Source organism: Bacillus sp. FSL L8-0358, assembly GCF_038593095.1.
Taxonomy (GTDB): Bacteria; Bacillota; Bacilli; order Bacillales; family Bacillaceae; genus Bacillus; species Bacillus subtilis.
This window is the reverse complement of the sequence record NZ_CP151962.1, coordinates 3,169,039-3,192,577: the sequence shown is the minus strand read 5'-3', so window position 1 is coordinate 3,192,577 and position 23,539 is coordinate 3,169,039. Positions and strand designations below refer to the sequence as shown.

The following is a 23,539-nucleotide window of genomic DNA, read 5'->3' as shown; positions in this document are numbered from 1 at the left end:
TTCTTTAGCAATTGATGGGGACGGGGCAATGAATTATGATAGGAATGAGTGAAAAAGAGGTGAGATTCATGATTCTTATTCAAAATGCCGAATTTGAATTGGTGCACAATTTCAAAGACGGCTTCAACGAAGAGGCTTTTAAAGCCCGCTACTCCGATATATTAAATAAATACGATTATATTGTGGGAGACTGGGGATACGGTCAGTTAAGGCTCAAGGGCTTCTTTGACGACCAGAATCAAAAGGCAACCTTCGAAACGAAAATCAGCACATTAGATGAATATATTTACGAATACTGCAATTTCGGCTGTGCGTATTTTGTCTTGAAACGGATCAGAAAATAAATATACACAAAGGGGATGCTGTCATGTATTTTGTTGACAGAAGCAAAATCGAGAAAACACTAGGATTCTTCGAGCACCAGCTGGCGCTATTTGACTCACAAACAGACTGGCAGTCTGAAATCGGGGGATTGGCACTTCAGCGTATAGGCCATCTGTTAATCGAATGCATTTTGGATACAGGCAATGACATGATTGACGGCTTTATTATGCGGGACCCGGGCAGCTATGACGACATTATGGATATACTTGTTGATGAGAAAGTTGTCACGGAAAAAGAGGGTGCTGAGCTCAAAAAATTGATCGCCTACCGCAAAACGTTGGTTCAACAGTATCTGCTCGCTGACAGCGGCGAGCTTTACAGGCTGATCAAGGCGCATCAAACAGCTCTTCAGGACTTCCCGAAACGGATCAGAAGCTATTTGGAAACAGAGCTAGGGCCTGTTTCCGCGTTTAAATAACAACTGGAAAGCCACAGGAGTGTTGGATATGAAAACATATAAAGGGTATTTAATTGATTTAGACGGAACGATGTACAATGGCACGGAAAAAATCGAGGAAGCGTGTGAATTTGTCAGAACGCTGAAAGATCGCGGCGTTCCTTATCTTTTCGTGACAAACAACTCTTCGCGCACACCGAAGCAGGTAGCGGACAAGCTCGTGTCTTTTGATATTCCGGCAACAGAAGAGCAGGTCTTCACGACCAGCATGGCAACTGCCCAGCACATTGCACAGCAGAAAAAAGACGCGTCTGTGTATGTGATTGGGGAGGAAGGAATCCGCCAGGCGATTGAAGAAAACGGCCTGACATTTGGCGGAGAAAACGCGGACTTTGTCGTTGTTGGCATCGATCGTTCCATTACATACGAAAAATTTGCTGTCGGCTGCCTGGCAATCAGAAATGGTGCCCGCTTTATTTCCACTAATGGAGATATTGCGATTCCGACTGAAAGAGGGCTTCTGCCGGGAAACGGTTCACTGACATCGGTGTTAACCGTATCTACAGGTGTACAGCCTGTATTTATCGGCAAGCCGGAATCAATTATTATGGAGCAGGCGATGCGCGTTCTCGGCACAGATGTGTCTGAAACACTCATGGTTGGCGACAACTACGCCACTGATATTATGGCCGGCATTAACGCGGGTATGGATACGCTGCTCGTTCACACAGGCGTAACGAAAAGAGAACATATGACAGACGATATGGAAAAACCGACTCACGCCATTGACTCTCTGACTGAATGGATTCCATACATTTGAAAAAAGGGCACCCAAAAAAGGTACCCTTACAGATTGATGACAAAATCCTAAAACGTTTTCGTTTTAGGATTTTGTCATCTTTTCAGCGTGATTGAAAACCTTTGAAGTCTAGGAAGGCCGAGCACCGGAGCACGGCGAATGTTGAAATTCGTGAGCACCGAAGCGCAGGCCTGACAACGAATGCGAGGGTTTGTCGACACGCTGAAAGGGCACCCTAAAAGGGTGCCCTTATTCTGTATGCCGCGCGCGGTGTGCAAGTCTGCTTGAAGCTGCGGCGGAAATCGCTCCGACGATGTCATCTAAAAAGGTATGGCATTCACCGGTTGATTTATCATTCAATCGTTTAAGGATTCCGGGTTTTTCTTTGTCGATGTAACCGTAGTTCGTAAACCCGATCGATCCGTAAATGTTCACAATGGAAAATGCCAGAACTTCATCTACTCCATATAGGCTTTCATCTATTTCCAGCATCGTTTGCAGCGGTTCAGACAGTTTTTTCTGCTCAGCAAGAACATCCAATTCAATGCCCGTTAAAATCGCGTTTTGCACCTCGCGTTTTGCGAGAACACGATTGACGTTCAGCGTGCATTCATCAATGGTTAAATCCGGATGATATTTTTTCTGAAGAAAAAAGACAAGCTCGGCAATGTCTGATACCTCAACGCCGCGCTCCTTCATCCGTGCTCTTGCTTTAGCTTCCATCTGACTGAATTGTTCGTTTTCTGACATCAGCTTCACCCAATCTTTTTTACTAGTTTATACAAAATGCTTGAGAAGTTTACGACTTTTTCTTGCGCCTTCTTCGGATTAAAATATGTATTCATAATTCCGGCTGTGTATGACTACGATGTGATGAGCCCTAATTCAACAGGCAGGTGATCATGGTGAAAGGTACAATAAAAGAAAAATACGGCATTCACATCAGGCAGCTTTCCATGTATCAGCACACATATCAATGCTTTCAGACGCCTAATTCATACTTTCTGATTGTCCCCGTTTCCCAATTCTCAGAAACAGAGCTGGCGGAGCTTTATTACATGAGTCAGTATTTACAAGAACAAAGTGACCCATACGTTTCGGTTTTTATCTTTACAAAAGAAGGTGAGCTGACATTTGAACATGAGGGAAAAACGTACGCTCTGCTGAAGGCGGCCCCCCCTTATTCAAATAGGGCGTTCTCCATTGGAGCGGAGCTGGCGGAATTTCACCGAAAAGGCCGAGGATATCCATATGAGGTGAAGGCAGCCGGAAGAATCGGCCAGTGGAAGGATCTGTGGGGAAAACGAATTGATCAGCTGGAAGCATTTTGGCAGAGAAAGGTTCAGACCCCTCCGCATGAGCCATTCGATAAAAAAATGATCGAATCATTTCCATATTATTTAGGACTGTCAGAAAACGCGATACAATATTTAGTGGACACTGAGCTGGATGACAAGCCCCAAGCCGCTGATTCAGGAACGATATGCCATCAGCGGATGGAAAGGCATACATGGTCACCGGAATCATTGATCAGGATTCCGGCGGATTGGGTGTTTGACCACGCTTCCCGTGATTTGGCTGAATATATGAGGCATACGTATTTGCATCACAGACAAGATTTTAATCAGCAGGGCTTTCTCTTTTTACAGGAATACGAGCAAGTCACACCGCTGTCTTCGTTTTCGAAACGCCTTTTATACAGCCGTCTGCTTTTCCCGCTTCATTATTTTGAAATCGTGGAAAGCTATTACATGTCATCAGAATCAGAAAAGCATTATTTTGAAGAACAACTTGACTTCATTCTTAATGACTGTGGGCGTTATGAACAATTTCTCAATACAGCGCAGGAATTCATGAATATGCGGGCGCAGAAGCTGTTTGTTCCACGCGTCAGCTGGCTCGGCAAAGGCAGCTCAGGGTGAGGAGAAAATCTGACAAAAATAATTAGAAAATAAAGAATCTTGTCATATCAATGCGTTAAGCGTTTACATTCGCAAAATTCAGCCTAGTGCTGTCTTGTCAAAACAGGAGCGGGCTTATATAATGTTTGTAACTTATATGTCTGTGTTGAGTTAACAATTGTATTTTTCAAGAGGACAATCAAAAGAAAGGTGGAGTTTTTTTGAAAGCGATTCGTGTAGGGCTTTTAGGTTTAGGTACCGTCGGAAGCGGTGTCGTTAAAATTATTCAAGACCATCAGGATAAGCTTATGCATCAGGTCGGCTGTCCGGTTACGATAAAAAAAGTGCTTGTAAAAGATTTAGAGAAAAAGAGAGAAGTAGATTTGCCGAAGGAAGTGCTTACGACAGAAGTGTATGATGTCATTGATGATCCAGATGTTGATGTCGTCATCGAGGTGATCGGCGGAGTTGAGCAGACAAAACAATATTTGGTCGACGCGCTGAGATCGAAAAAGCATGTTGTCACAGCAAACAAGGACTTAATGGCTGTGTACGGCTCCGAGCTGCTTGCCGAAGCGAAGGAAAATGGATGCGATATCTACTTTGAAGCCAGTGTTGCCGGCGGGATTCCGATTCTGCGCACGTTAGAGGAAGGCCTCTCATCAGATCGAATTACAAAAATGATGGGAATTGTGAACGGCACAACAAACTTTATCTTAACAAAAATGATCAAAGAGAAAAGCCCATATGAGGAAGTGCTCAAGGAAGCGCAGGATCTCGGTTTTGCCGAAGCTGATCCGACTTCTGACGTGGAAGGGCTTGACGCCGCACGGAAAATGGCGATATTGGCGCGCCTCGGCTTCTCGATGAACGTGGATCTGGAAGACGTCAAAGTAAAGGGGATCTCCCAAATTACAGACGAGGACATCAGCTTCAGCAAACGCCTCGGCTATACAATGAAGCTGATCGGGATTGCTCAGCGTGACGGCAGCAAAATCGAGGTCAGCGTACAGCCGACACTGCTTCCTGACCACCATCCGCTTTCTGCTGTTCATAATGAGTTTAACGCCGTTTATGTATACGGCGAGGCTGTCGGTGAGACGATGTTCTACGGGCCGGGAGCCGGAAGCATGCCGACAGCGACATCCGTTGTTTCTGACCTCGTCGCTGTCATGAAAAATATGCGCCTTGGTGTAACAGGCAACAGCTTTGTCGGACCGCAATATGAGAAAAACATGAAATCGCCGTCTGACATTTATGCACAGCAGTTTTTAAGAATTCATGTAAAAGATGAGGTTGGTTCATTCTCGAAAATTACATCTGTGTTCTCAGAGCGGGGCGTGAGCTTTGAAAAAATCCTTCAGCTGCCAATTAAAGGCCATGATGAGTTAGCTGAAATCGTAATTGTCACACATCATACATCAGAAGCTGATTTCAGTGATATTCTGCAAAACCTAAATGATTTGGAAGTCGTTCAAGAAGTCAAAAGCACATATCGTGTAGAAGGGAACGGTTGGAGCTAATGTGGAAAGGACTTATCCATCAATATAAAGAATTTTTACCTGTAACAGATCAAACACCGGCGCTGACTTTACATGAAGGAAACACACCTCTTATTCACCTGCCGAAGCTGTCTGAGCAGCTCGGAATTGAGCTTCATGTCAAAACGGAAGGCGTCAATCCTACGGGATCATTTAAAGATCGCGGAATGGTTATGGCTGTGGCAAAGGCAAAAGAAGAAGGCAATGACACGATTATGTGCGCGTCAACAGGTAACACTTCCGCTGCTGCGGCAGCATATGCAGCCCGTGCTAACATGAAATGCATTGTCATCATCCCGAACGGAAAAATTGCATTTGGAAAACTCGCTCAAGCTGTCATGTACGGAGCCGAGATTATCGCAATTGACGGAAACTTTGACGATGCGCTTAAAATTGTCCGTTCCATCTGTGAGAAATCACCGATTGCCCTTGTCAACTCAGTCAACCCTTACCGCATTGAAGGCCAAAAAACTGCTGCCTTCGAAGTGTGCGAACAGCTGGGGGAAGCGCCTGATGTTTTAGCGATCCCGGTCGGAAACGCGGGAAACATCACTGCGTACTGGAAGGGCTTCAAGGAATATCATGAGAAAAACGGCACAGGCCTTCCGAAAATGCGCGGCTTTGAAGCTGAGGGTGCGGCGGCAATCGTGCGCAATGAAGTGATTGAAAATCCTGAAACAATAGCGACAGCCATTCGTATCGGAAACCCGGCAAGCTGGGACAAAGCTGTAAAGGCAGCCGAGGAATCCAATGGGAAAATTGACGAAGTCACTGATGATGAAATCCTTCACGCATATCAGCTGATCGCCCGTGTAGAAGGCGTGTTTGCAGAACCAGGTTCTTGCGCGTCTATCGCAGGAGTGCTGAAACAGGTGAAATCCGGAGAAATTCCGAAAGGCAGCAAGGTCGTAGCTGTGTTAACAGGAAACGGACTGAAAGATCCGAATACAGCGGTCGACATTTCAGAAATCAAGCCTGTCACATTGCCGACTGATGAAGACAGCATCCTTGAATATGTAAAAGGAGCGGCCCGTGTATGAACGAAGCCGACATGCTGTTCTCTGTCACTGTTCCCGGAAGCACAGCTAACCTAGGCCCCGGCTTTGATTCAGTCGGAATGGCGCTCAGCAGATATTTGAAGCTGACCGTCTTTGAAAGCGACAAATGGTCTTTTGAGGCTGAAACAGAAACAGTCGCCGGAATTCCGGCGGGTACAGATAACCTGATCTATCAAGTGGCTAAACGGACCGCAGATTTGTACGGAAAAGAAATGCCTCCTGTCCATGTGAAGGTGTGGAGCGACATCCCGCTTGCACGCGGCCTTGGCAGCAGCGCCGCGGCGATTGTAGCGGCCATTGAACTGGCTGATGAATTATGCGGCTTAAAGCTGTCTGAAGCGGACAAGCTGCATTTAGCCAGTCTAGAAGAAGGACACCCGGACAATGCTGGCGCTTCTCTCGTCGGCGGACTTGTGATCGGCCTGCATGAGGATGACGAGACCCAAATGATCCGCGTCCCGAATGCTGACATTGACGTAGTCGTTGTCATTCCTTTTTACGAAGTGCTGACAAGAGACGCGAGAGACGTGCTTCCGAAGGAGTTTCCATATGCCGATGCCGTAAAAGCAAGTGCTGTCAGCAATATCCTCATTGCTGCGATCATGTCCAAGGACTGGCCGCTTGTCGGGAAAATCATGAAGAAGGATATGTTCCATCAGCCGTACCGGGCGATGCTTGTGCCTGAGCTGTCAAAAGTAGAGCACGTCGCCGAGATGAAGGGCGCATATGGAACGGCTCTCAGCGGAGCAGGCCCGACGATTCTTGTCATGACCGAAAAAGGAAAGGGAGAAGAGCTAAAAGAACAGCTCGCGCTTCATTTCCCTCATTGTGAAGTAGACGCTTTGACCGTTCCGAAAGAGGGAAGTATAATAGAGCGAAATCCTTTATATCAAGTAAAAAGTGTATAAATCATGCCAAGCGTTCCTCAGCGTCAGCGGAGGGCGCTTTTTTTTGCTGAAGATAAAGGAGTTTTTATTTAGAAAAACGAAATACATGTAAAAAGGAGGAGATGAATATGAAAAAGCTGATAACCGCAGACGACATCACTGCGATTGTCTCTGTGACCGATCCTCAATACGCCCCAGACGGCACCCGTGCCGCATATGTAAAATCACAAGTGAATCAAGAGAAAGATTCGTATACATCAAATATATGGATCTATGAAACGAAAACGGGCGGGTCTGTTCCTTGGACACATGGAGAAAAGCGAAGCACCGACCCAAGATGGTCTCCGGACGGGCGCACGCTTGCCTTTATTTCTGATCGAGAAGGCGATGCGGCACAGCTGTATATGATGAGCGCTGAAGGCGGAGAAGCGAGAAAACTGACTGATATCCCGTATGGCGTGTCAAAGCCAATATGGTCCCCGGATGGCGAATCGATTCTGGTCACTGTCAGTTTGGGAGAGGGAGAAAGCATTGATGACCGAGAAAAAACGGAGCAGGACAGCTATGAACCTGTTGAAGTGCAAAGCCTCTCCTACAAACGGGACGGCAAAGGGCTGACGAGAGGTGCGTATGCCCAGCTTGTGCTTGTCAGCGTAAAGTCGGGTGAGATGAAGGAGCTGACAAGTCACAAAGCTGATCATGGTGATCCTGCTTTTTCTCCTGACGGCAAATGGCTTGTTTTCTCAGCTAATTTAACTGAAACAGATGATGCCAGCAAGCCGCATGATGTTTACATGATGTCACTGGAGTCTGGAGATCTTAAGCAGGTTACACCTCATCGCGGCTCATTCGGATCAAGCTCATTTTCACCAGACGGAAGGTATCTTGCTTTGCTTGGAAATGAAAAGGAATATCAGAATGCAACGCTCGAAAAGGCATGGCTTTATGATATTGAACATGACCGCCTCACATGTCTGACTGAAATGCTAGACGTACACTTAGCGGATGCACTGATTGGTGATTCATTGATCGGTGGTGCCGAACAGCGCCCGGTTTGGACAAAGGACAGCCAAGGGTTTTATGTCATCGGCACAGATCAAGGCAGTACGGGCATCTATTATATTTCGATTGAAGGCCTTGTGTATCCGATTCGTCTGGAAAAAGAGTACATCAATAGCTTTTCTCTTTCACCTGATGAACAGCACTTTATTGCCAGTGTGACAAAGCCGGACAGACCGAGTGAGCTCTACAGTATCCCGCTTGGACAGGAAGAGAAACAGCTGACTGGCGCGAATGACAAGTTTGTCAGTGAGCATACGATATCAATACCTGAAGAGATCCAATATGCTACAGAAGACGGCGTGACGGTGAACGGCTGGCTGATGAAGCCTGCACAAATGGAAGGTCAGACAACATATCCACTTATTCTCAACATACACGGCGGTCCGCATATGATGTACGGGCATACATATTTTCATGAGTTTCAGGTGCTGGCGGCGAAAGGATACGCGGTCGTTTATATCAATCCGAGAGGAAGCCACGGCTACGGACAGGAATTTGTGAATGCGGTCAGAGGAGATTATGGAGGAAAGGATTATGACGATGTGATGCAAGCTGTGGATGAGGCTATCAAACGAGATCCGCATATTGATCCTAAGCGGCTCGGTGTCACAGGCGGAAGCTACGGAGGTTTTATGACCAACTGGATCGTCGGGCAGACGAACCGCTTTAAAGCTGCCGTCACCCAGCGCTCGATATCAAATTGGATCAGCTTTCACGGCGTCAGTGATATCGGCTTTTTCTTTACAGACTGGCAGCTTGGGCATGACATGTTTGAGGACACAGAAATGCTCTGGGACCGGTCTCCTTTAAAATACGCAGCAAACGTGGAGACACCGCTTTTGATTCTGCATGGCGAGCGGGATGACCGCTGCCCGATCGAGCAGGCGGAGCAGCTGTTTATCGCTCTGAAAAAAATGGGCAAGGAAACCATGCTTGTCCGTTTTCCGAATGCATCGCACAATTTATCACGCACCGGACACCCAAGACAGCGGATCAAGCGCCTGAATTATATCAGCTCATGGTTTGATCAACATCTCTAATAAAAAAGCCAGGCTGATCAAATATCAGCCTGGCTGCTTTATTAAAAAACTTGTTCTACTTCAACGACACCCGGCACTTCTTCTAGAAGAGCGCGCTCAATTCCGGCTTTCAGCGTAATTGTTGAACTTGGGCAGCTGCCGCATGCGCCTAGAAGACGAAGCTTAACGATACCTTCATCTACGTCTACAAGCTCACAGTCACCGCCGTCACGAAGTAAAAACGGACGAAGTTTGTCCAGTACTTCCTGCACCTGTTCTTTCATTTCAACTTCAGTCATGACATTCGCTCCTTTCGTCGTCATAAAACCATTATATTCAGTGTAACAATAAAAATCTATTGTTTGGTTTGCAAAGTTGCTCTCCCTATTATAGCACATTCAGACTTCAACACAAAAACGGTTTTTTTCTATAAAAACGTCCTTTGGCTCTGTATACTTAAAAGAAAAGACTTACATAGGAGAAGGGGGCGTTTACAAGTGATGAAACCAGTCATGCTCAGCGTATACGGGGCAGAAACCGTTTGTGCGAGCTGTGTAAATATGCCGACAGCCAAGGATACATACGAGTGGCTTGAGGCTGCGCTGAAAAGAAAATATCCAAATCAGCCTTTTGAGATGCAGTACATCGATATTCATGAGCCGCTTGACAATGAACATGCGAAAGAGCTTGCGGAAAAAATCAGAAATGACGAGTATTTTTATCCGCTTGTGCTCGTAGAAGACAAAATTGTCGGTGAAGGCAATCCAAAATTAAAAGACGTTTATGAGGAAATGGAGAAGCATGGGTATACAGAAAACCGCTGACTTGATCAGCGGTTCTTCTCTATCATTAACCGTTATGGTGTTTATACATCCACAGCAAGCCGGATTTCAGCATACGCGGAACACGGCCGATCAGCGGACGGTCAGCAACAAGCCCGAAGCCGGCTTTTTTTCCGAGTGAACCGAGGACGCCTTTCAGCTTAAACTGAGGCATTGATTCAGGCAGGGCTTCTCCATTCCAGCGTTTTTGCAAGATTTGGACAATCTGCTCTGCTTGAGCCTCTGCCAGTTGGGCGCTCGGTGCATGAGGAAGGCTGGCGCAATCGCCGACAACGTACAGATGTTCATCACCTGGAAGATTGTGATGAGGCGTTAATACAATACGCCCTTGTGCGTCCTTCTCCACATCTAAGTCTCTGACGACTTTGTTTGGCTGGATGCCGGCTGTCCACACGATGGCGTCTGCAGAAATCGGATCATCGTGGTTATACACAACACCTTCTTCTACTTTTGTGATATTTGCCCTGTTAATAATGCGGACACCGTGCTCTTCGAACCATTTTTGCACATATTTGCTTAAACGCTCGGGAAAGCTTGATAAAATGAGATTACCGCGGTCGAACAAAATAATGTTCAGGTCATCACGGCTTTCTCTCAATTCACTTGCAAGCTCAACGCCGCTTAAGCCCGCTCCGACAATGGCGACGGTGGCATTAGCGCTCAGATTATTCAGCTTTTGGTAGGTTTCGCGGGACTGATCGATGGTTTGAATACTGTAGGTGAATTCAGGCGCTCCCGGCACGTTGTGATATTTATCCTCACAGCCGAGCCCGATTACGGCGTCATCGTAAGAAATCGGTTCACGATCTTGGAACAGCACTTGTTTTTGTACAATATCAATTGATGTGATATCACCGTATTGGACATCCAGGCGAGGGTGCTCTGGGAATGACACTCTGATATGATGGTCAGAAATTGTGCCTGCGGCAAGGGCATAATATTCTGTTTTCAAGCAGTGATAAGGATTTCTGTCAATTAACGTGATTGAAACATCATCAGGCAGCTGGTTTGGCAATAAGCGATGAAGAACACGCATGTTCCCGTAACCTCCGCCGATCAAGACCAATTTTTTCATTTGAATTCCCCTTTAATCCGAAGAGTATGATAGACACATTGAAGAAAATACGAACTATGTAAAATAACATCTAGAATTATATCGAATTTGATCTAAAATCACAATAATAGTTTCAAAATAACCTACAATTTAGCCTGAAAACACAAATTAGTAAAACGTTATTTGAGAAATAATATGTTACGATAATAAATTTTGAATCATCCGTTGTCTTTGACGAATAGTGAAAAATTCGCGATAATGGACATATGTGAGGTGAAACCGCATGAATCCAATGATTGAATTTTGTGTCAGCAATCTGGCTCACGGCTCTCAGGAAGCCCGGGCGATTTTGGAGAAGGATCCCAACCTTGATGTCCTTGAATATGGCTGCTTAAGCTACTGCGGGACATGCATGGAATCGCTTTTCGCTCTGGTAAACGGAGAAGTCGTCATGGGTGAAACGCCTGCCGAGCTTGTTGAGAATATATATACCTTTATTGAAGAAAATCCAATGTTTTAAAGAAAAGGGCCTGGACAGGCCCTTTTTTTATTTTGCCGTACAAAAGAACTAAAAAAATGTGTAGACATCAAAAAATATTATTGTTATCGTATAAAAGATATTTTTTTAAATAAAATTTAAGAGGTGTACGAGTATTCATGAATGTTCTGTGGGGGCTGCTGGGCGCAGTTGCGATCATTGCTATCGCGTTTTTATTTTCAGAAAAGAAAAGCAATATTAAGATAAGAACCGTCATCGTTGGTTTATGCACACAGGTGGCGTTTGGATACATCGTGTTGAAATGGGAAGCGGGACGCGCTGTTTTTTTATGGTTTTCAAGCCGTGTACAGCTTCTGATTGACTATGCGAATGAAGGCATCAGTTTTATTTTTGGACCGCTTCTAAAGGTCGGAGACAGTCCGGCATTTGCATTAAGTGTACTGCCCGTTATCATTTTCTTCTCAGCACTGATTGCAGTTTTATATCATTTGAAAATCATGCAGCTCGTTTTCCGTGTCATTGGCGGCGGATTGTCGAAGCTCCTTGGAACAAGCAAAACGGAATCTCTGGCGGCTGCTGCCAATATTTTTGTAGGACAATCAGAATCTCCGTTAGTGATCAAACCCCTGATTGCGGGGCTGACGCGCTCTGAGTTGTTTACGATTATGACGAGCGGTCTATCGGCAGTTGCGGGATCTACCTTGTTTGGGTACGCGCTACTCGGTATTCCGATTGAATACTTGCTGGCGGCCAGCTTTATGGCTGCTCCAGCTGGACTAGTCTTTGGTAAATTGATTATACCCGAAACGGAAAAAACGCAAACCGTAAAAAGCGATTTCAAAATGGATGAAGGTGAAGGCGCAGCCAATGTCATTGACGCAGCTGCAAAGGGAGCGTCAACAGGACTGCAAATTGCGTTAAACGTTGGGGCGATGCTGCTTGCGTTTGTTGCGTTAATCGCTGTAGTAAACGGTATTCTCGGCGGGGCTTTCGGCTTGTTCGGTTTAAAAGGCGTAACATTAGAATCCATTCTCGGCTATGTGTTTTCTCCTATCGCCTTTTTGATTGGCGTGCCCTGGCATGAAGCATTGCAGGCGGGAAGCTATATCGGCCAGAAATTGGTGCTGAATGAGTTTGTCGCTTATTCTAACTTCGGTCCGCACATCGGCGAGTTTTCTAAGAAAACTGCTACCATTATCAGTTTCGCGTTATGCGGATTCGCCAATTTTTCATCAATTGCGATTATGCTTGGTACGCTTGGCGGTTTAGCACCCAGCCGCCGTTCAGATATCGCACGTCTCGGCCTGAAGGCTGTTCTTGCAGGAACATTAGCCAATCTGCTCAGCGCAGCCATTGCCGGCATGTTTATATAAACGATAAAAGCTCCTTGCGTCAGTGCAAGGAGCTTTTATGTATGAAAAACGGGGGATAATTGTATTGTGTCCGCTTATAATAGCTTTTATACTAAGAAAAAGAAAAAAAGTTGGAGGCACCTATGAACTCATTTCGATTTACCAAAATGCACGGCCTGGGAAACAGTTATATTTATGTGAATCAATTTGAAGAACAGCTTCCAGAAGAAAAACTGTCAGAGATTGCAATTCAGGTTTCTTCTGTTTATACAGGGATCGGATCCGACGGAATGATCCTGATATGCCCATCAGACCAAGCGCCTGTTAAAATGCGGATTTTTAATAATGACGGGTCTGAAGGGAAAAACTGCGGCAACGGCCTGCGCTGCGTCGCAAAATACGCATATGAGCATAAGCTGGTTGAGGAAACATCTTTTCTGATTGAAACTCTCTCCGGGCTTGTGAAAGCGGAGGTTCAAGTCGAAAACGGAAAAGTGAATGTGGTCACTGTCGATATGGGCGAACCGCGCTTGACAAAATCCGAGCTCCCGATGCTTGACGGCGGGGAAGAGCGCACAATCAATGAAACGATGGCATTTGGTGAAGTAGAACTAACAGGCACTGCCGTTTCAATGGGAAATCCGCATATCGTTTTTCCGATTGCAGACATTGAACAGGCACCCTTAACGACACTGGGGCCGGTGATTGAGAAAGATCCGAGATTTCCGGAAGGCATCAATGTGGAATTCGTTGAAACTGTGAATGAACAAGAATTGCATTTCCGCGTCTGGGAACGGGGATCAGGGATTACTCAGGCATGCGGGACAGGAGCATGTGCAGCGGCGGTCGCATCTGTATTAAACGGCGTATCAAAGCGAAATCAAGACATCACGGTGCATTTAGCAGGCGGGGATTTGGTGATAAACTGGAAAGATAACGGCCATGTAATGATGACAGGGCCGGCTGAAACCGTTTGTGAGGGTGTCTATTTCTTGTAAAACACCTTGTTTGAGAATTGGGACGATCATGTTTATAATAAAAGACAGCAACCGGTTTTTAAAAGGAGGTTCACAATGATGAGCAACCCGGTAACAATTACAGAAGCAGCAGCTTTGCATATAAAAGATATGATGAAAGAGCATGAAGAAGAAAACGCGTTTCTGCGTGTAGGCGTCAAAGGCGGCGGCTGCAGCGGACTTTCTTACGGCATGGGCTTTGAGCATGAAAAGAGTGAATCAGACAGTGTGTTTGATCAGCACGGCATCACTGTTCTAGTTGACAAAGAAAGCCTTGACATCATGAACGGCACCGTGATTGATTATAAACAATCCATGCTCGGCGGCGGCTTCACCATCGACAATCCAAACGCCATCGCTTCATGCGGATGCGGTTCTTCGTTCAGAACAGCAACGAATGCAGGCAAGCCTGAAGAGTGCTAAGCACTAAAAACGGATAGCAACTATTACTGACGCTTTTCTTAGCGATAGATCATCGTTAAGGGAGGCGTTTTTATTATGGGGAAATGATGCAGAGAGTTCCGGGAACTTCGGCAAGAGAAAATCCGCATTGCTGTTTGATTTTTGTTGTAAATACATCAAAATTACGCTATATTTAATGCGGAGTATATTTTGTTGCATCTACAACAAAAAAGTTAGGGAGTTGATGATGAAGAAGGTTTTTGGAATGGTAACAAGGTCAGTATCTGTCCGTGTTTAAATATATTAAAAAGGGACACAAGACAATTGAATTTTTAATAAAGGGGCTGAATCCGAACAATGAGTGTAAAAATGAAAAAATGCAGCCGGGAAGATTTACAAACACTCCAACAATTGAGTATTGAAACATTCAATGACACTTTTAAAGAACAGAACTCACCTGAAAATATGAAATCCTATTTAGAAAGCGCATTTAACACTGAGCAACTGGAAAAAGAGTTATCCAATATGTCTTCGCAATTCTTTTTTGTTTACTTTGATCATGAAATCGCTGGATATGTAAAGGTCAATATCGATGATGCTCAGTCTGAAGAAATGGGTGCTGAATCACTTGAAATCGAGAGAATTTATATAAAGAACAGCTTTCAAAAACATGGGCTTGGCAAACATCTGTTGAATAAAGCTATAGAAATTGCGCTGGAACGTAATAAAAAGAACATTTGGCTAGGTGTGTGGGAAAAAAATGAAAATGCCATTGCCTTTTATAAGAAAATGGGGTTTGTTCAGACCGGCGCCCACTCTTTTTATATGGGTGATGAAGAACAAACGGATTTAATCATGGCTAAAACACTCATATAATATTTTTCGAAGGGTGGATGATGATGTATATTCCAAAATATTTTAAAGTCACAAATGCTGAAGACATTTGGAATTTTGTTCAAGAAAACTCCTTTGGTACGATTGTCACAACAGAACAAGGAAAACCAATTGCCACACATTTGCCGTTAGGATTCAATAAAAAAGACGATCATTACTATATTACGGGGCATTTCGCTTATGGAAATCCTCAGTGGAGAACGTTTGAAGCCTGTGAAGATGTGCTTGTGATGTTTCAGGGACCGCACGCTTATATTTCTTCTTCCTGGTATTCACGCGAAAATGTTCCGACGTGGAATTATCAGGCTGTCCACATGTATGGAAAAGCAAGTATGTTAGAGAAAGATGAATTAGCAGAAGAATTAACAATCATGCTGGAGAAATACGAAAAGCATCGTGACAATCCTGTATTATGGGATAAGCTTTCTCCAAAACTCTTAGAAAGTGAATTGAAAGGCATCGTTGGATTTAAGATTAAGGTGGAAGACATTCAAGCGGCATATAAATTAAGCCAGAACCGAAATGAAACGGATTATATGAACATCATTGAACAGTTGCAAAATGAAGAAAATCCAAATGCAAAACAAATGGCAGAACTGATGGAAAATAAATTCAAAAAGCAAATATAAGCTTACTTTGCTGAAGAAGTAGCAGAAAACGCCAACTCAAGCGGAGAACCGCTGACTTGGCGTTTTTTTATGATTAATATTTATCCCCATTAAAAATGGAATTCTTCACAATCACATAATCCACATTGCGGATGGCGTCAAGCTTTGTTCCGCCTGCATAAGAAATAGAAGATTGAAGATCCTGCTCCATTTCAATCAGTGTATCCTTGATTGAGCCTTTATGCGCCACGTGCATTTTTTTGCCTTCGACATTTTTCTTTTCGCCTTTTTGGAATTCAGAGGCTGAGCCGAAGTACTCTTTGTAAAGCTTTCCGTCTTTTTCGATCGTTTGGCCTGGCGATTCTTCGTGTCCGGCAAATAGTGAACCGATCATGACCATCGTTGCGCCGAATCGGATTGATTTTGCGATGTCGCCATGGGTGCGGATGCCGCCATCGGCGATAATCGGTTTGCTGGCTGCTTTGGCACACCAGCGCAGCGCCGCTAATTGCCAGCCGCCTGTGCCGAAGCCGGTTTTGATTTTCGTAATACATACTTTTCCCGGTCCGATGCCGACTTTAGTGGCATCCGCTCCCGCATTTTCAAGTTCTCTGACCGCTTCCGGCGTTCCGACATTGCCAGCAATAACAAAGCTGTCCGGCAAATGTTTTTTAAGGTGCTGGATCATTTCAATGACAGCATTTGAGTGCCCGTGAGCAATGTCAATTGTCACGTATTCAGGAGTCAGATTTTCTTCTGCCAGCTGGCGGACAAATTCATACTCCTCCTCTTTGACGCCCACGCTGATAGAAGAGAATAAGCCGCGTGCGTTCATATCTTTAATAAAATTAATTCGTGTCTCAGGCTCAAATCTGTGCATCACATAAAAGTAGCCATTTTCGGCTAATGAAATCGCTAGTTTTTCATCTATAATCGTCTGCATATTGGCAGGGACGACGGGTAATTTAAATGTACGTCCGCCTAAACGTACGGATGTATCACATTCTGAACGGCTATTTACAATGCATTTTGCAGGAATTAGCTGAATATCTTCGTAATCAAATACGTTTTCCATGTTTTTCACTCCTAAAAACGAATATTTAAAATGATATTATATGAAATGTTCGCCTTCTATAATGTACTCTGTTTTATTTAGGATGTCAAACATTATGATTTCCTGGCAGGTATGGTGCAAGTGCCGAAGCTTGTCATGCAGGGTGAGTTTAGGTATCATAGTTTTAACGAATGGTCTTAGAGAGCGGATCAAAACGCGAATGATATACGTTCAGCAAAGCTTGGTCGTTCAGCACCAGGCTTTCTTTATGGCATGGACATGGGAAAGGAGCGAATAAGATGGCCCAAAACGAAGAAAAAACACCGAAGTCCCAAAAGATTCAGGACCGTATTATTATGGCAATGATCTGGGTAGTCGCAGCCCTTGTGATTGCGCTGGTTGTAGGAACTGCATTGAATTATATCAATATCTTCAAATAAAAAAGGAGCTGTGTCGCAGACACAAGCTCCTTTTTTATTATTTATTTTCAAAAAGACTTGTTGAGTGAAGAGGCTGTACGCGGGCTTTCGGGTCCATGTAAGCCTTGGCGTTGTTCACTGCTGTCGGTGCCTCACCGAAGCCGCTGGCAATCAGGTTGACTTTTCCTTCGTATGTACAAATGTCACCTGCTGCAAAGAAGCCTTCGATATTTGTTTCCATTGTTGATTTCACGACAATGGAATTTTTCTCGATGTCCAGGCCCCAGTTTTTGATCGGTCCAAGAGATGAAACGAAACCGTAGTTGACGATTAAGTCATCAATTTCTAAAATCTCTTTGCGGTCGCCTTTCACTTCTTCAAGCACTAGCTGTTCGATTTTGTCTTCGCCGATCAGCTCCGCAGGGACGAATGGTGTCAGGACATTAACCTTCGACGCATGAAGGTTTTCCACACTGTGCTCGTGCGCACGGAACTTGTCGCGGCGGTGAATGATCGATACTTCTTTTGCGATCGGCTCAAGCATAAGCGCCCAGTCAACCGCGGAATCTCCACCGCCAAGGATCGCAACGCGTCTGCCGGCAAATTTTTGCAGATCATCAACGAAGTAATGGAGGTTTTTGCCTTCATACTGCTCGGCATTTTCAAGTTCCAGCTTTCTCGGTTTGAATGCGCCGTTTCCTGCAGTGATGATGACCGTTTTAGAGTAGTGGGTTTCTTCATTTGTTACAAGCTTAAACACGCCATCCGCTTGTTTCTCAACAGATTCAACCGCTTGCTCCAGACAAATGGTTTGGTCGAATTTCGCCATTTGCTCTTTTAGGTTATTGATAAGCTCTTGCGCGCGGATTTTCGGGAATCCCGCTACATCATATATATACTTCTCAGGGTATAGGGCGCTAAGCTGTCCGCCGAGCTGAGGCAGGCTTTCGATAATTTTGACGCTTGCCTGTCTCATTCCGCCGTAAAAAGCAGTGAATAAGCCGACCGGTCCCCCGCCTATAATTGTAATATCATAAACCTTTGTATCCTCTCGCATACGAAAATTGCCTCCTAAATGAAAATTGTTATTAATTATACCATATTGCCGTTCAAATTGACGAGTCAGCAGAAAAAATCGTAAGGATCTAACGTGCCCATCCGTTCTTGAAAATATTTCCGCAGGCCGCTACGATAATAACCAAATGAAATGATCTTTTTCTGAATGTTTCTTGGGCCAGCCGGATAAACATGATAATAGTGCTATGGGTAAAGACTTCACAAAAAACTTTTCAATATATTTCATAAAATCCCGCCAATTAGCTGAAGCTAACACAAATGATGATTTTATTATGGGTCTAACAAAAGCAAAAAAAGAGAAGGTGGATGTGATGGCATTGAATAAGCCCAAAATCGTGATTTTAGGTGCAGGATATGGCGGATTGATGACGGTGACAAGGCTGACGAAATATGTCGGTCCGAATGATGCTGAAATTACGCTTGTAAATAAACACAATTATCATTATGAAACGACATGGATGCATGAAGCGAGCGCGGGTACGCTCCATCATGACCGCTGCCGTTATCAGATAAAAGATGTAATCAACCAGTCACGGGTGAATTTTGTACAGGATACCGTAAAGGCAATCAAAATTGATGAGAAAAAAGTTGTGCTTGCGAATGGAGAACTGCAGTACGATTATTTAGTCATCGGGCTCGGCGCCGTGCCTGAAACATTCGGCATTAAAGGCTTGAAAGAATATGCGTTTCCGATCGCCAACATCAACACGTCGCGCCTGCTGCGGGAACATATTGAGCTGCAGTTTGCGACTTACAATACGGAAGCGGAAAAACGGCCGGACAGGTTAACGATCGTTGTTGGCGGTGCCGGATTTACGGGAATTGAATTTCTTGGCGAGCTGGCGGCTCGCGTGCCGGAGCTCTGTAAGGAGTATGACATTGACAGAAGTCTTGTCCGCATCATTTGTGTGGAAGCAGCGCCGACCGTTTTGCCGGGCTTTGATCCGGAACTTGTTGATTACGCCGTACATTTCCTTGAGGAAAACGGAGTTGAGTTCAAGATCGGCACAGCTGTACAAGAATGTACCCCGGAAGGAGTCAGAGTCGGCAAAAAAGATGAGGAACCAGAGCAGATCAAATCGCAAACCGTTGTATGGGCAGCAGGTGTCCGCGGCCATCCGATTGTAGAGGAAGCCGGTTTTGAAAATATGCGCGGCCGGGTGAAAGTCAACCCTGATCTTCGCGCCCCAGGACATGACAATGTCTTTATTCTCGGCGACAGCTCGCTGTTTATGAATGAAGATACAGAGCGTCCGTATCCGCCGACTGCGCAAATTGCAATGCAGCAGGGCATAACGGTTGCTAAAAACCTTGGCAGGCTAATTAAAGGCGGAGAGCTTGAGGAATTCAAGCCGGACATTAAGGGAACAGTGGCTTCTCTTGGCGAGCATAACGCGGTTGGGGTTGTTTATGGCAGAAAGCTGAAAGGCACGCCGGCTTCGTTTATGAAAAAAGTCATTGATAACCGCTCGCTGTTTATGATTGGCGGACTCGGACTGACACTGAAAAAAGGCAAGTTCAAGTTTTTCTAAAAACCCGCGGAAGCGGGTTTTCTTTATTAAAAAACGCCAAAATAAAAAGAGAACGAGAGGAAAACAAGTATGTTTCCGCTTACATCAAAAGATTTGTCACATGATCTGACTTTATTGTTGACAGTCTGATATGTTATATTATCAGAAAATTAAGAAAAAGGGTGATGATTAGATGAAAACTGCAACGACAACCGCTTCACATGCATGCCCATTTTGTTCAGGAAAAGGATATTTTCAATTGATTCTCGGCGGTTCAGAGACTTGTCCGTCTTGCCAGGGGACAGGAAAAGACAGTCATTCTTTTTCCAGCCGTTGACTTTATTTCAGCCCCCGCGTTACACTAAAAACAACGCAGGGGGGTGGAATAGGTTGATTAGTCTGCCAGTCGTAATCATCTCAATTGTTTTGTTTTTTGTCTTGTTTTTTGGAATCGGTTTCTTATTAAACATGCTGCTGAGAATGTCTTGGATTATGGCTGTGATTTATCCGATTGTATGCCTTTTCATTATCAGCAAAGAAAAGCTGATCAGCTATGTCCAGTCGCCGGGAGAATCCTTTGCCAGCCTGTTTCATCGTGTCTTATCATTAGCGGCTGCCGATGTGCTGATTTTAGCCAGCGGTTTGGCCGGCGCCATCGTGTCCGGTATAGCGATCAACATGCTCAGAAAAAGAGGATATCAAATGTTTTAAATGCCGCTTTCTTCTAAAGAAAGCTTTTTTTATGCGTTCAGCTCATTCACCATTTTGAATAATGCTCTCTCCACTTGGGAACAATGATTCGGAGGAGAGGTGAATGATGTTGAATATGATCAGACGTTTGCTGATGACCTGTTTATTTCTGCTTGCATTTGGCACGACATTTTTATCAGTGTCAGGAATTGAAGCGAAGGACTTGTCAAAATGGGTGCAGGAACATCAGGAAAAGCACTTGAAGCATGCAGGACTGACATTAAAAGCATTGCAGCAGAAACAAACACAAACCACGTCCGCGGCTGAGGATAAAACAAAACCGTTAGAAGAGGCATTTGATTGGGATGAATATCCAGTCCAAAGAGTAACAGCAACAGGCTACACAGCAGGAGCTGAGTCGACGGGCAAAAATCCCGGTGATCCATTATACGGGCTTACATATTCAGGTGTGAAAGTGAAACGGGATTTATATTCCACGGTTGCTGCTGACCCGTCCGTTTTCCCGATCGGAACAATTTTATTCATTCCGAACTACGGTCTCGGAGTTGTGGCCGACACAGGATCAGCTATTAAGGGAAACCGCCTTGATCTGTACTTTGAGACAGTCAAAGATGTATACAATGAATGGGGCAAAAAAACCCTTGATGTATATGTGATTAAAAAGGGAACGGGAAAGATTACCGAGGATGAGCTTGAGAAGCTCAATGAAACAAAATCTTTGCAAGTGTTCAGAAATCAATATAAAACTGTGAAAGAATAAAACGCTCCAGCGAAAGCAGGAGCGTTTTTTTACATGAAAAAGTAAGCGAGTACCAATGTCAGTAAAATACCTGTGAGGCCTCCGAAAAAGACTTCGATCGGCTGATGTCCGAGAAGCTCTTTCAGCTTTTTTTGCTTTTCTTTCTCTTCAGCCTTAGGGAAGTCTTTTGCTTCATTTACGAAACGGTTAAAATCAATGACAAGCCTATTAATGACTGTTGCCTGCTCACCGGCGTGACGTCTGACGCCGGTTGCGTCAAACATGGTGATGACGGCGAAAATGGCGGAAACCGCAAAGAGTGAGGAGCCTAATCCATGCTCCAAGGCTACGCCTGTTGAAAGTGCAGTGACCGCTGCGGAGTGAGAGCTGGGCATGCCGCCTGTGCTTGTGACCAGCGACCAGTCCAGTTTTCTAGACACGATAAACTGTATGGGCACTTTGATGACCTGAGCAAAAATAATTGCGGCCAGGCTTGATAATAAAGGAAAATTCGTTAAAAGTTCCATCGGCGACATCCTTTCTATTTGAAAAATCCTTCGTGTTTCAAAAGAAAAAAGCAAGTCTTAGACTGTTGTTTGTTAAAATAAGTATAGTGGAAAGAATGTTTTTCCTATTATACCATTGTTCATTACAAATACCCATTACGTTAGGAGTGTAAGCCTCATGTTTTATGCGGTTCAACAATCAGAGCATACAGAAACCCTTGTGGTCGGGCTTTTTCAAAAAAGCCAGCTGACAGGAAAAGCGTTGGAAATTGATGAAATGCTCGAAGGCCATCTGACACAGCTTTTAAAAGAGGGTGATGTCTCTGCGAAACCGAATCAAGTATCAAAAGTATTCCCTCCATCTTCTGCGGGTATGAAACGGATTTATTTCGTTGGTCTGGGGAGAGAAGCAAATTATTCGTTTGAACAGGCGAAGGAACGTTTTGCTCATGTTTTTCAAGCCATTCATAAAGATCGAAAACAAGAAACTGCTGTCCTGCTTGATACGTTTATTTCGGAAGACGTGCCTCCAGCCGATGCCGCTCATGCTTTAGCTGAGAGCTGCCTGCTTGCTTCCTATGAGGTGCAGGATTATAAGCACAAATCAAATGAGCCTGACAAACAAATTGAAGCCGTGTATGTTGTAACAGATGAAGATACACAGGAAGTGCAGGCGGGGCTTCGCGTCGGCCAGGCATACGGACAAGGGACAAATTCGGCTAGAACGCTTGTGAATATGCCGGGAAACATGCTGACAGCGACTGACCTCGCTTCGTATGCTGAGGAGCTTGCGGCGAAATATGATTTTGAGTGTGAGATATTGGAGAAATCAGAGATGGAAGAGCTCGGTATGGGCGGAATACTTGCGGTAAACCAAGGCTCCACCGAACCGCCGAAAATGATTGTGTTGAAATATCAGGGCAAAAAGGAATGGGAAGACGTCGTCGGACTAGTCGGGAAAGGAATTACCTTTGACACAGGCGGCTACTCCATTAAAACGAAATCTGGAATTGTCGGCATGAAATCAGATATGGGAGGAGCAGCTGCGGTTCTCGGGGCTATGGAAACGATCGGAGAGCTTCGTCCTGAGCAAAACGTGCTGTGCGTTATTCCATCAACCGATAATATGATCTCCGGCGGGGCCATGAAGCCGGATGACGTGATCGTATCTTTAAGCGGAAAAACAATTGAAATCCTTAATACGGATGCTGAAGGAAGGCTAGTGCTTGCAGATGGCATTACATACGCGAAACAGCATGGCGCGTCAGTTCTTGTCGATGTAGCTACGCTTACCGGCGGCGTCGTTGTGGCATTAGGAACAGAAACAACCGGTGCAATGACAAATGATCAAAGCTTTTACCAGCAGGTAGCTGATGCTGCACAAGAGTGCGGCGAGGCAATCTGGCAGCTGCCGATCACAGAGAAGGATAAAAAACGCGTGAAAAGCAGCCAAATGGCGGATCTCAACAATTCACCGGGACGCGAGGGACATGCGATTATGGCAGGAACGTTTCTTGGTGAATTCGCTGAGTCAACACCTTGGGTTCACCTTGATATTGCAGGCACAGCGACTGCCAATAAAGCAACCTGCTTCGGGCCGTCAGGGGCTACCGGCGTTATGGCAAGAACACTGGCTACACTTGCGGAGCGATTTACATTGGAAGAAGATAAAAACGAGTAATGAAAAATCCCTGCTGTATGATGCGGCAGGGATTTTTTTCTTCCGAAATCTTTAGTTGACTAAAGTGGATCGGTTATGATACGATACGTTCGTACTTTATTTATCTACTACATTAGCAAACTAAAG

General features: G+C 44.9%; 27 protein-coding genes. 21 read left to right on the top strand and 6 right to left on the bottom strand.

Annotated features, from left to right (window positions below):
• Window positions 1-68 precede the first annotated feature (68 nt).
• The 3 genes from NYE49_RS16480 to nucF are packed head-to-tail and all read left to right on the top strand — an operon-like array spanning window position 69 to window position 1,601.
• Complete coding sequence (locus NYE49_RS16480) at window positions 69-344, top strand: YutD family protein (protein ID WP_003228682.1); 276 nt, start codon at window positions 69-71, stop codon at window positions 342-344.
• A gap of 23 nt (window positions 345-367) precedes the next feature.
• On the top strand, window positions 368-802 hold the full coding sequence (locus tag NYE49_RS16475) for a DUF86 domain-containing protein (protein WP_015384552.1): 435 nt from the start codon (window positions 368-370) through the stop codon (window positions 800-802).
• A 28-nt stretch (window positions 803-830) separates the two neighbouring features.
• Complete coding sequence (nucF, locus tag NYE49_RS16470; RefSeq protein WP_003243196.1) at window positions 831-1,601, top strand: 5' nucleotidase NucF; 771 nt, start codon at window positions 831-833, stop codon at window positions 1,599-1,601.
• A gap of 228 nt (window positions 1,602-1,829) precedes the next feature.
• Here nucF and NYE49_RS16465 read toward each other — a convergent pair whose 3' ends face one another.
• Window positions 1,830-2,330, bottom strand: a complete 501-nt coding sequence (locus NYE49_RS16465) for a phosphatidylglycerophosphatase A (RefSeq protein ID WP_003243814.1) — start codon at window positions 2,328-2,330, stop codon at window positions 1,830-1,832.
• Window positions 2,331-2,482: 152 nt separating this feature from the next.
• Here NYE49_RS16465 and cotNH point away from each other — a divergent pair, with 152 nt between their 5' ends.
• The 5 genes from cotNH to NYE49_RS16440 all read left to right on the top strand — a co-directional run bounded on the left by cotNH (window position 2,483) and on the right by NYE49_RS16440 (window position 9,069).
• Window positions 2,483-3,502, top strand: a complete 1,020-nt coding sequence (gene cotNH / locus NYE49_RS16460) for a spore coat-associated protein CotNH (protein ID WP_217020248.1) — start codon at window positions 2,483-2,485, stop codon at window positions 3,500-3,502.
• 200 nt (window positions 3,503-3,702) lie between these two features.
• Window positions 3,703-5,004 (top strand): homoserine dehydrogenase, encoded by a 1,302-nt coding sequence (locus NYE49_RS16455; RefSeq protein WP_003228694.1) that lies wholly within the window; start codon window positions 3,703-3,705, stop codon window positions 5,002-5,004.
• The gene (gene thrC / locus NYE49_RS16450; protein WP_003228697.1) at window positions 5,004-6,062 is read left to right on the top strand and encodes a threonine synthase; all 1,059 of its coding nucleotides are present in this window, start codon (window positions 5,004-5,006) and stop codon (window positions 6,060-6,062) included. Before NYE49_RS16455 ends, thrC begins: the two co-directional genes overlap by 1 nt.
• On the top strand, window positions 6,059-6,988 hold the full coding sequence (gene thrB / locus NYE49_RS16445) for a homoserine kinase (RefSeq protein WP_003228699.1): 930 nt from the start codon (window positions 6,059-6,061) through the stop codon (window positions 6,986-6,988). Before thrC ends, thrB begins: the two co-directional genes overlap by 4 nt.
• A 107-nt stretch (window positions 6,989-7,095) precedes the next feature.
• Window positions 7,096-9,069: a S9 family peptidase gene (locus NYE49_RS16440; protein ID WP_047183129.1), complete on the top strand. Its 1,974-nt coding sequence runs from the start codon at window positions 7,096-7,098 to the stop codon at window positions 9,067-9,069.
• Window positions 9,070-9,110: 41 nt separating this feature from the next.
• On the opposite strand, the gene NYE49_RS16435 is transcribed toward NYE49_RS16440, so the two are convergent.
• The gene (locus NYE49_RS16435) at window positions 9,111-9,446 is read right to left on the bottom strand and encodes a NifU family protein (protein WP_010886606.1); all 336 of its coding nucleotides are present in this window, start codon (window positions 9,444-9,446) and stop codon (window positions 9,111-9,113) included.
• A gap of 99 nt (window positions 9,447-9,545) precedes the next feature.
• Here NYE49_RS16435 and NYE49_RS16430 point away from each other — a divergent pair, with 99 nt between their 5' ends.
• The gene (locus NYE49_RS16430) at window positions 9,546-9,872 is read left to right on the top strand and encodes a YuzD family protein (protein WP_015483648.1); all 327 of its coding nucleotides are present in this window, start codon (window positions 9,546-9,548) and stop codon (window positions 9,870-9,872) included.
• Window positions 9,873-9,897: 25 nt separating this feature from the next.
• Here NYE49_RS16430 and NYE49_RS16425 read toward each other — a convergent pair whose 3' ends face one another.
• A complete protein-coding gene (locus NYE49_RS16425) occupies window positions 9,898-10,965 on the bottom strand; it encodes an NAD(P)/FAD-dependent oxidoreductase (RefSeq protein WP_003228707.1) in 1,068 nt (355 codons plus the stop codon).
• Window positions 10,966-11,227: 262 nt separating this feature from the next.
• Between NYE49_RS16425 and NYE49_RS16420 the strand changes: the two genes are divergently transcribed.
• The 6 genes from NYE49_RS16420 (at window position 11,228) to paiB (ending at window position 15,736) form a co-directional block, all read left to right on the top strand.
• On the top strand, window positions 11,228-11,464 hold the full coding sequence (locus NYE49_RS16420; RefSeq protein WP_003222913.1) for a YuzB family protein: 237 nt from the start codon (window positions 11,228-11,230) through the stop codon (window positions 11,462-11,464).
• Between the two features lie 137 nt (window positions 11,465-11,601).
• Window positions 11,602-12,816, top strand: coding sequence for a NupC/NupG family nucleoside CNT transporter (locus tag NYE49_RS16415; protein ID WP_003228710.1), 1,215 nt, complete (start codon window positions 11,602-11,604; stop codon window positions 12,814-12,816).
• 122 nt (window positions 12,817-12,938) lie between these two features.
• On the top strand, window positions 12,939-13,793 hold the full coding sequence (gene dapF, locus NYE49_RS16410; protein ID WP_015483647.1) for a diaminopimelate epimerase: 855 nt from the start codon (window positions 12,939-12,941) through the stop codon (window positions 13,791-13,793).
• 78 nt (window positions 13,794-13,871) lie between these two features.
• Window positions 13,872-14,234 (top strand): iron-sulfur cluster assembly accessory protein, encoded by a 363-nt coding sequence (locus NYE49_RS16405; RefSeq protein ID WP_003244166.1) that lies wholly within the window; start codon window positions 13,872-13,874, stop codon window positions 14,232-14,234.
• 336 nt (window positions 14,235-14,570) lie between these two features.
• Window positions 14,571-15,089, top strand: coding sequence for a spermidine/spermine N(1)-acetyltransferase (gene paiA, locus NYE49_RS16400; protein ID WP_174616595.1), 519 nt, complete (start codon window positions 14,571-14,573; stop codon window positions 15,087-15,089).
• 23 nt (window positions 15,090-15,112) lie between these two features.
• A complete protein-coding gene (gene paiB / locus NYE49_RS16395; RefSeq protein WP_015483646.1) occupies window positions 15,113-15,736 on the top strand; it encodes a protease synthase/sporulation negative transcriptional regulator PaiB in 624 nt (207 codons plus the stop codon).
• Window positions 15,737-15,809: 73 nt separating this feature from the next.
• Here paiB and guaC read toward each other — a convergent pair whose 3' ends face one another.
• Window positions 15,810-16,790: a GMP reductase gene (gene guaC, locus NYE49_RS16390; RefSeq protein ID WP_015483645.1), complete on the bottom strand. Its 981-nt coding sequence runs from the start codon at window positions 16,788-16,790 to the stop codon at window positions 15,810-15,812.
• A gap of 278 nt (window positions 16,791-17,068) precedes the next feature.
• Between guaC and NYE49_RS16385 the strand changes: the two genes are divergently transcribed.
• Window positions 17,069-17,209, top strand: a complete 141-nt coding sequence (locus tag NYE49_RS16385; RefSeq protein WP_003228723.1) for a hypothetical protein — start codon at window positions 17,069-17,071, stop codon at window positions 17,207-17,209.
• A 37-nt stretch (window positions 17,210-17,246) separates the two neighbouring features.
• Here the strand turns inward: NYE49_RS16385 and yumC are convergent, their stop codons facing one another.
• Window positions 17,247-18,245, bottom strand: a complete 999-nt coding sequence (yumC, locus tag NYE49_RS16380; protein WP_003220618.1) for a ferredoxin--NADP reductase 2 — start codon at window positions 18,243-18,245, stop codon at window positions 17,247-17,249.
• Window positions 18,246-18,576: 331 nt separating this feature from the next.
• Here yumC and NYE49_RS16375 point away from each other — a divergent pair, with 331 nt between their 5' ends.
• From NYE49_RS16375 to spsC, 4 genes are all read left to right on the top strand, one after another.
• A complete protein-coding gene (locus NYE49_RS16375) occupies window positions 18,577-19,797 on the top strand; it encodes an NAD(P)/FAD-dependent oxidoreductase (RefSeq protein WP_174616594.1) in 1,221 nt (406 codons plus the stop codon).
• A gap of 172 nt (window positions 19,798-19,969) precedes the next feature.
• A complete protein-coding gene (locus NYE49_RS16370) occupies window positions 19,970-20,113 on the top strand; it encodes a YuiA family protein (protein WP_003243733.1) in 144 nt (47 codons plus the stop codon).
• 53 nt (window positions 20,114-20,166) lie between these two features.
• On the top strand, window positions 20,167-20,487 hold the full coding sequence (locus tag NYE49_RS16365) for a YuiB family protein (protein WP_003228728.1): 321 nt from the start codon (window positions 20,167-20,169) through the stop codon (window positions 20,485-20,487).
• A gap of 103 nt (window positions 20,488-20,590) precedes the next feature.
• Window positions 20,591-21,247: a stationary phase survival protein SpsC gene (spsC, locus tag NYE49_RS16360; protein WP_072175151.1), complete on the top strand. Its 657-nt coding sequence runs from the start codon at window positions 20,591-20,593 to the stop codon at window positions 21,245-21,247.
• Window positions 21,248-21,276: 29 nt separating this feature from the next.
• On the opposite strand, the gene NYE49_RS16355 is transcribed toward spsC, so the two are convergent.
• Complete coding sequence (locus tag NYE49_RS16355) at window positions 21,277-21,753, bottom strand: divergent PAP2 family protein (RefSeq protein WP_047183125.1); 477 nt, start codon at window positions 21,751-21,753, stop codon at window positions 21,277-21,279.
• A 157-nt stretch (window positions 21,754-21,910) separates the two neighbouring features.
• Between NYE49_RS16355 and NYE49_RS16350 the strand changes: the two genes are divergently transcribed.
• Window positions 21,911-23,413, top strand: a complete 1,503-nt coding sequence (locus NYE49_RS16350; RefSeq protein WP_014477856.1) for a leucyl aminopeptidase — start codon at window positions 21,911-21,913, stop codon at window positions 23,411-23,413.
• The last annotated feature ends 126 nt before the right edge of the window (window positions 23,414-23,539 follow it).

Bases quoted from the DNA above. Each gene is read 5' to 3' on its own strand.
- NYE49_RS16480 (WP_003228682.1), top strand. From the start codon at position 69: ATGATTCTTATTCAAAATGCCGAATTTGAATTGGTGCACAATTTCAAA.
- NYE49_RS16475 (WP_015384552.1), top strand. From the start codon at position 368: ATGTATTTTGTTGACAGAAGCAAAATCGAGAAAACACTAGGATTCTTC.
- nucF (WP_003243196.1), top strand. From the start codon at position 831: ATGAAAACATATAAAGGGTATTTAATTGATTTAGACGGAACGATGTAC.
- NYE49_RS16465 (WP_003243814.1), bottom strand. From the start codon at position 2,330: ATGTCAGAAAACGAACAATTCAGTCAGATGGAAGCTAAAGCAAGAGCA.
- cotNH (WP_217020248.1), top strand. From the start codon at position 2,483: ATGGTGAAAGGTACAATAAAAGAAAAATACGGCATTCACATCAGGCAG.
- thrC (WP_003228697.1), top strand. From the start codon at position 5,004: ATGTGGAAAGGACTTATCCATCAATATAAAGAATTTTTACCTGTAACA.
- thrB (WP_003228699.1), top strand. From the start codon at position 6,059: ATGAACGAAGCCGACATGCTGTTCTCTGTCACTGTTCCCGGAAGCACA.
- NYE49_RS16440 (WP_047183129.1), top strand. From the start codon at position 7,096: ATGAAAAAGCTGATAACCGCAGACGACATCACTGCGATTGTCTCTGTG.
- NYE49_RS16435 (WP_010886606.1), bottom strand. From the start codon at position 9,446: ATGTGCTATAATAGGGAGAGCAACTTTGCAAACCAAACAATAGATTTT.
- NYE49_RS16425 (WP_003228707.1), bottom strand. From the start codon at position 10,965: ATGAAAAAATTGGTCTTGATCGGCGGAGGTTACGGGAACATGCGTGTT.
- NYE49_RS16420 (WP_003222913.1), top strand. From the start codon at position 11,228: ATGAATCCAATGATTGAATTTTGTGTCAGCAATCTGGCTCACGGCTCT.
- NYE49_RS16415 (WP_003228710.1), top strand. From the start codon at position 11,602: ATGAATGTTCTGTGGGGGCTGCTGGGCGCAGTTGCGATCATTGCTATC.
- dapF (WP_015483647.1), top strand. From the start codon at position 12,939: ATGAACTCATTTCGATTTACCAAAATGCACGGCCTGGGAAACAGTTAT.
- NYE49_RS16405 (WP_003244166.1), top strand. From the start codon at position 13,872: ATGAGCAACCCGGTAACAATTACAGAAGCAGCAGCTTTGCATATAAAA.
- paiA (WP_174616595.1), top strand. From the start codon at position 14,571: ATGAGTGTAAAAATGAAAAAATGCAGCCGGGAAGATTTACAAACACTC.
- paiB (WP_015483646.1), top strand. From the start codon at position 15,113: ATGTATATTCCAAAATATTTTAAAGTCACAAATGCTGAAGACATTTGG.
- guaC (WP_015483645.1), bottom strand. From the start codon at position 16,790: ATGGAAAACGTATTTGATTACGAAGATATTCAGCTAATTCCTGCAAAA.
- NYE49_RS16385 (WP_003228723.1), top strand. From the start codon at position 17,069: ATGGCCCAAAACGAAGAAAAAACACCGAAGTCCCAAAAGATTCAGGAC.
- yumC (WP_003220618.1), bottom strand. From the start codon at position 18,245: ATGCGAGAGGATACAAAGGTTTATGATATTACAATTATAGGCGGGGGA.
- NYE49_RS16375 (WP_174616594.1), top strand. From the start codon at position 18,577: ATGGCATTGAATAAGCCCAAAATCGTGATTTTAGGTGCAGGATATGGC.
- NYE49_RS16370 (WP_003243733.1), top strand. From the start codon at position 19,970: ATGAAAACTGCAACGACAACCGCTTCACATGCATGCCCATTTTGTTCA.
- spsC (WP_072175151.1), top strand. From the start codon at position 20,591: ATGATGTTGAATATGATCAGACGTTTGCTGATGACCTGTTTATTTCTG.
- NYE49_RS16355 (WP_047183125.1), bottom strand. From the start codon at position 21,753: ATGGAACTTTTAACGAATTTTCCTTTATTATCAAGCCTGGCCGCAATT.
- NYE49_RS16350 (WP_014477856.1), top strand. From the start codon at position 21,911: ATGTTTTATGCGGTTCAACAATCAGAGCATACAGAAACCCTTGTGGTC.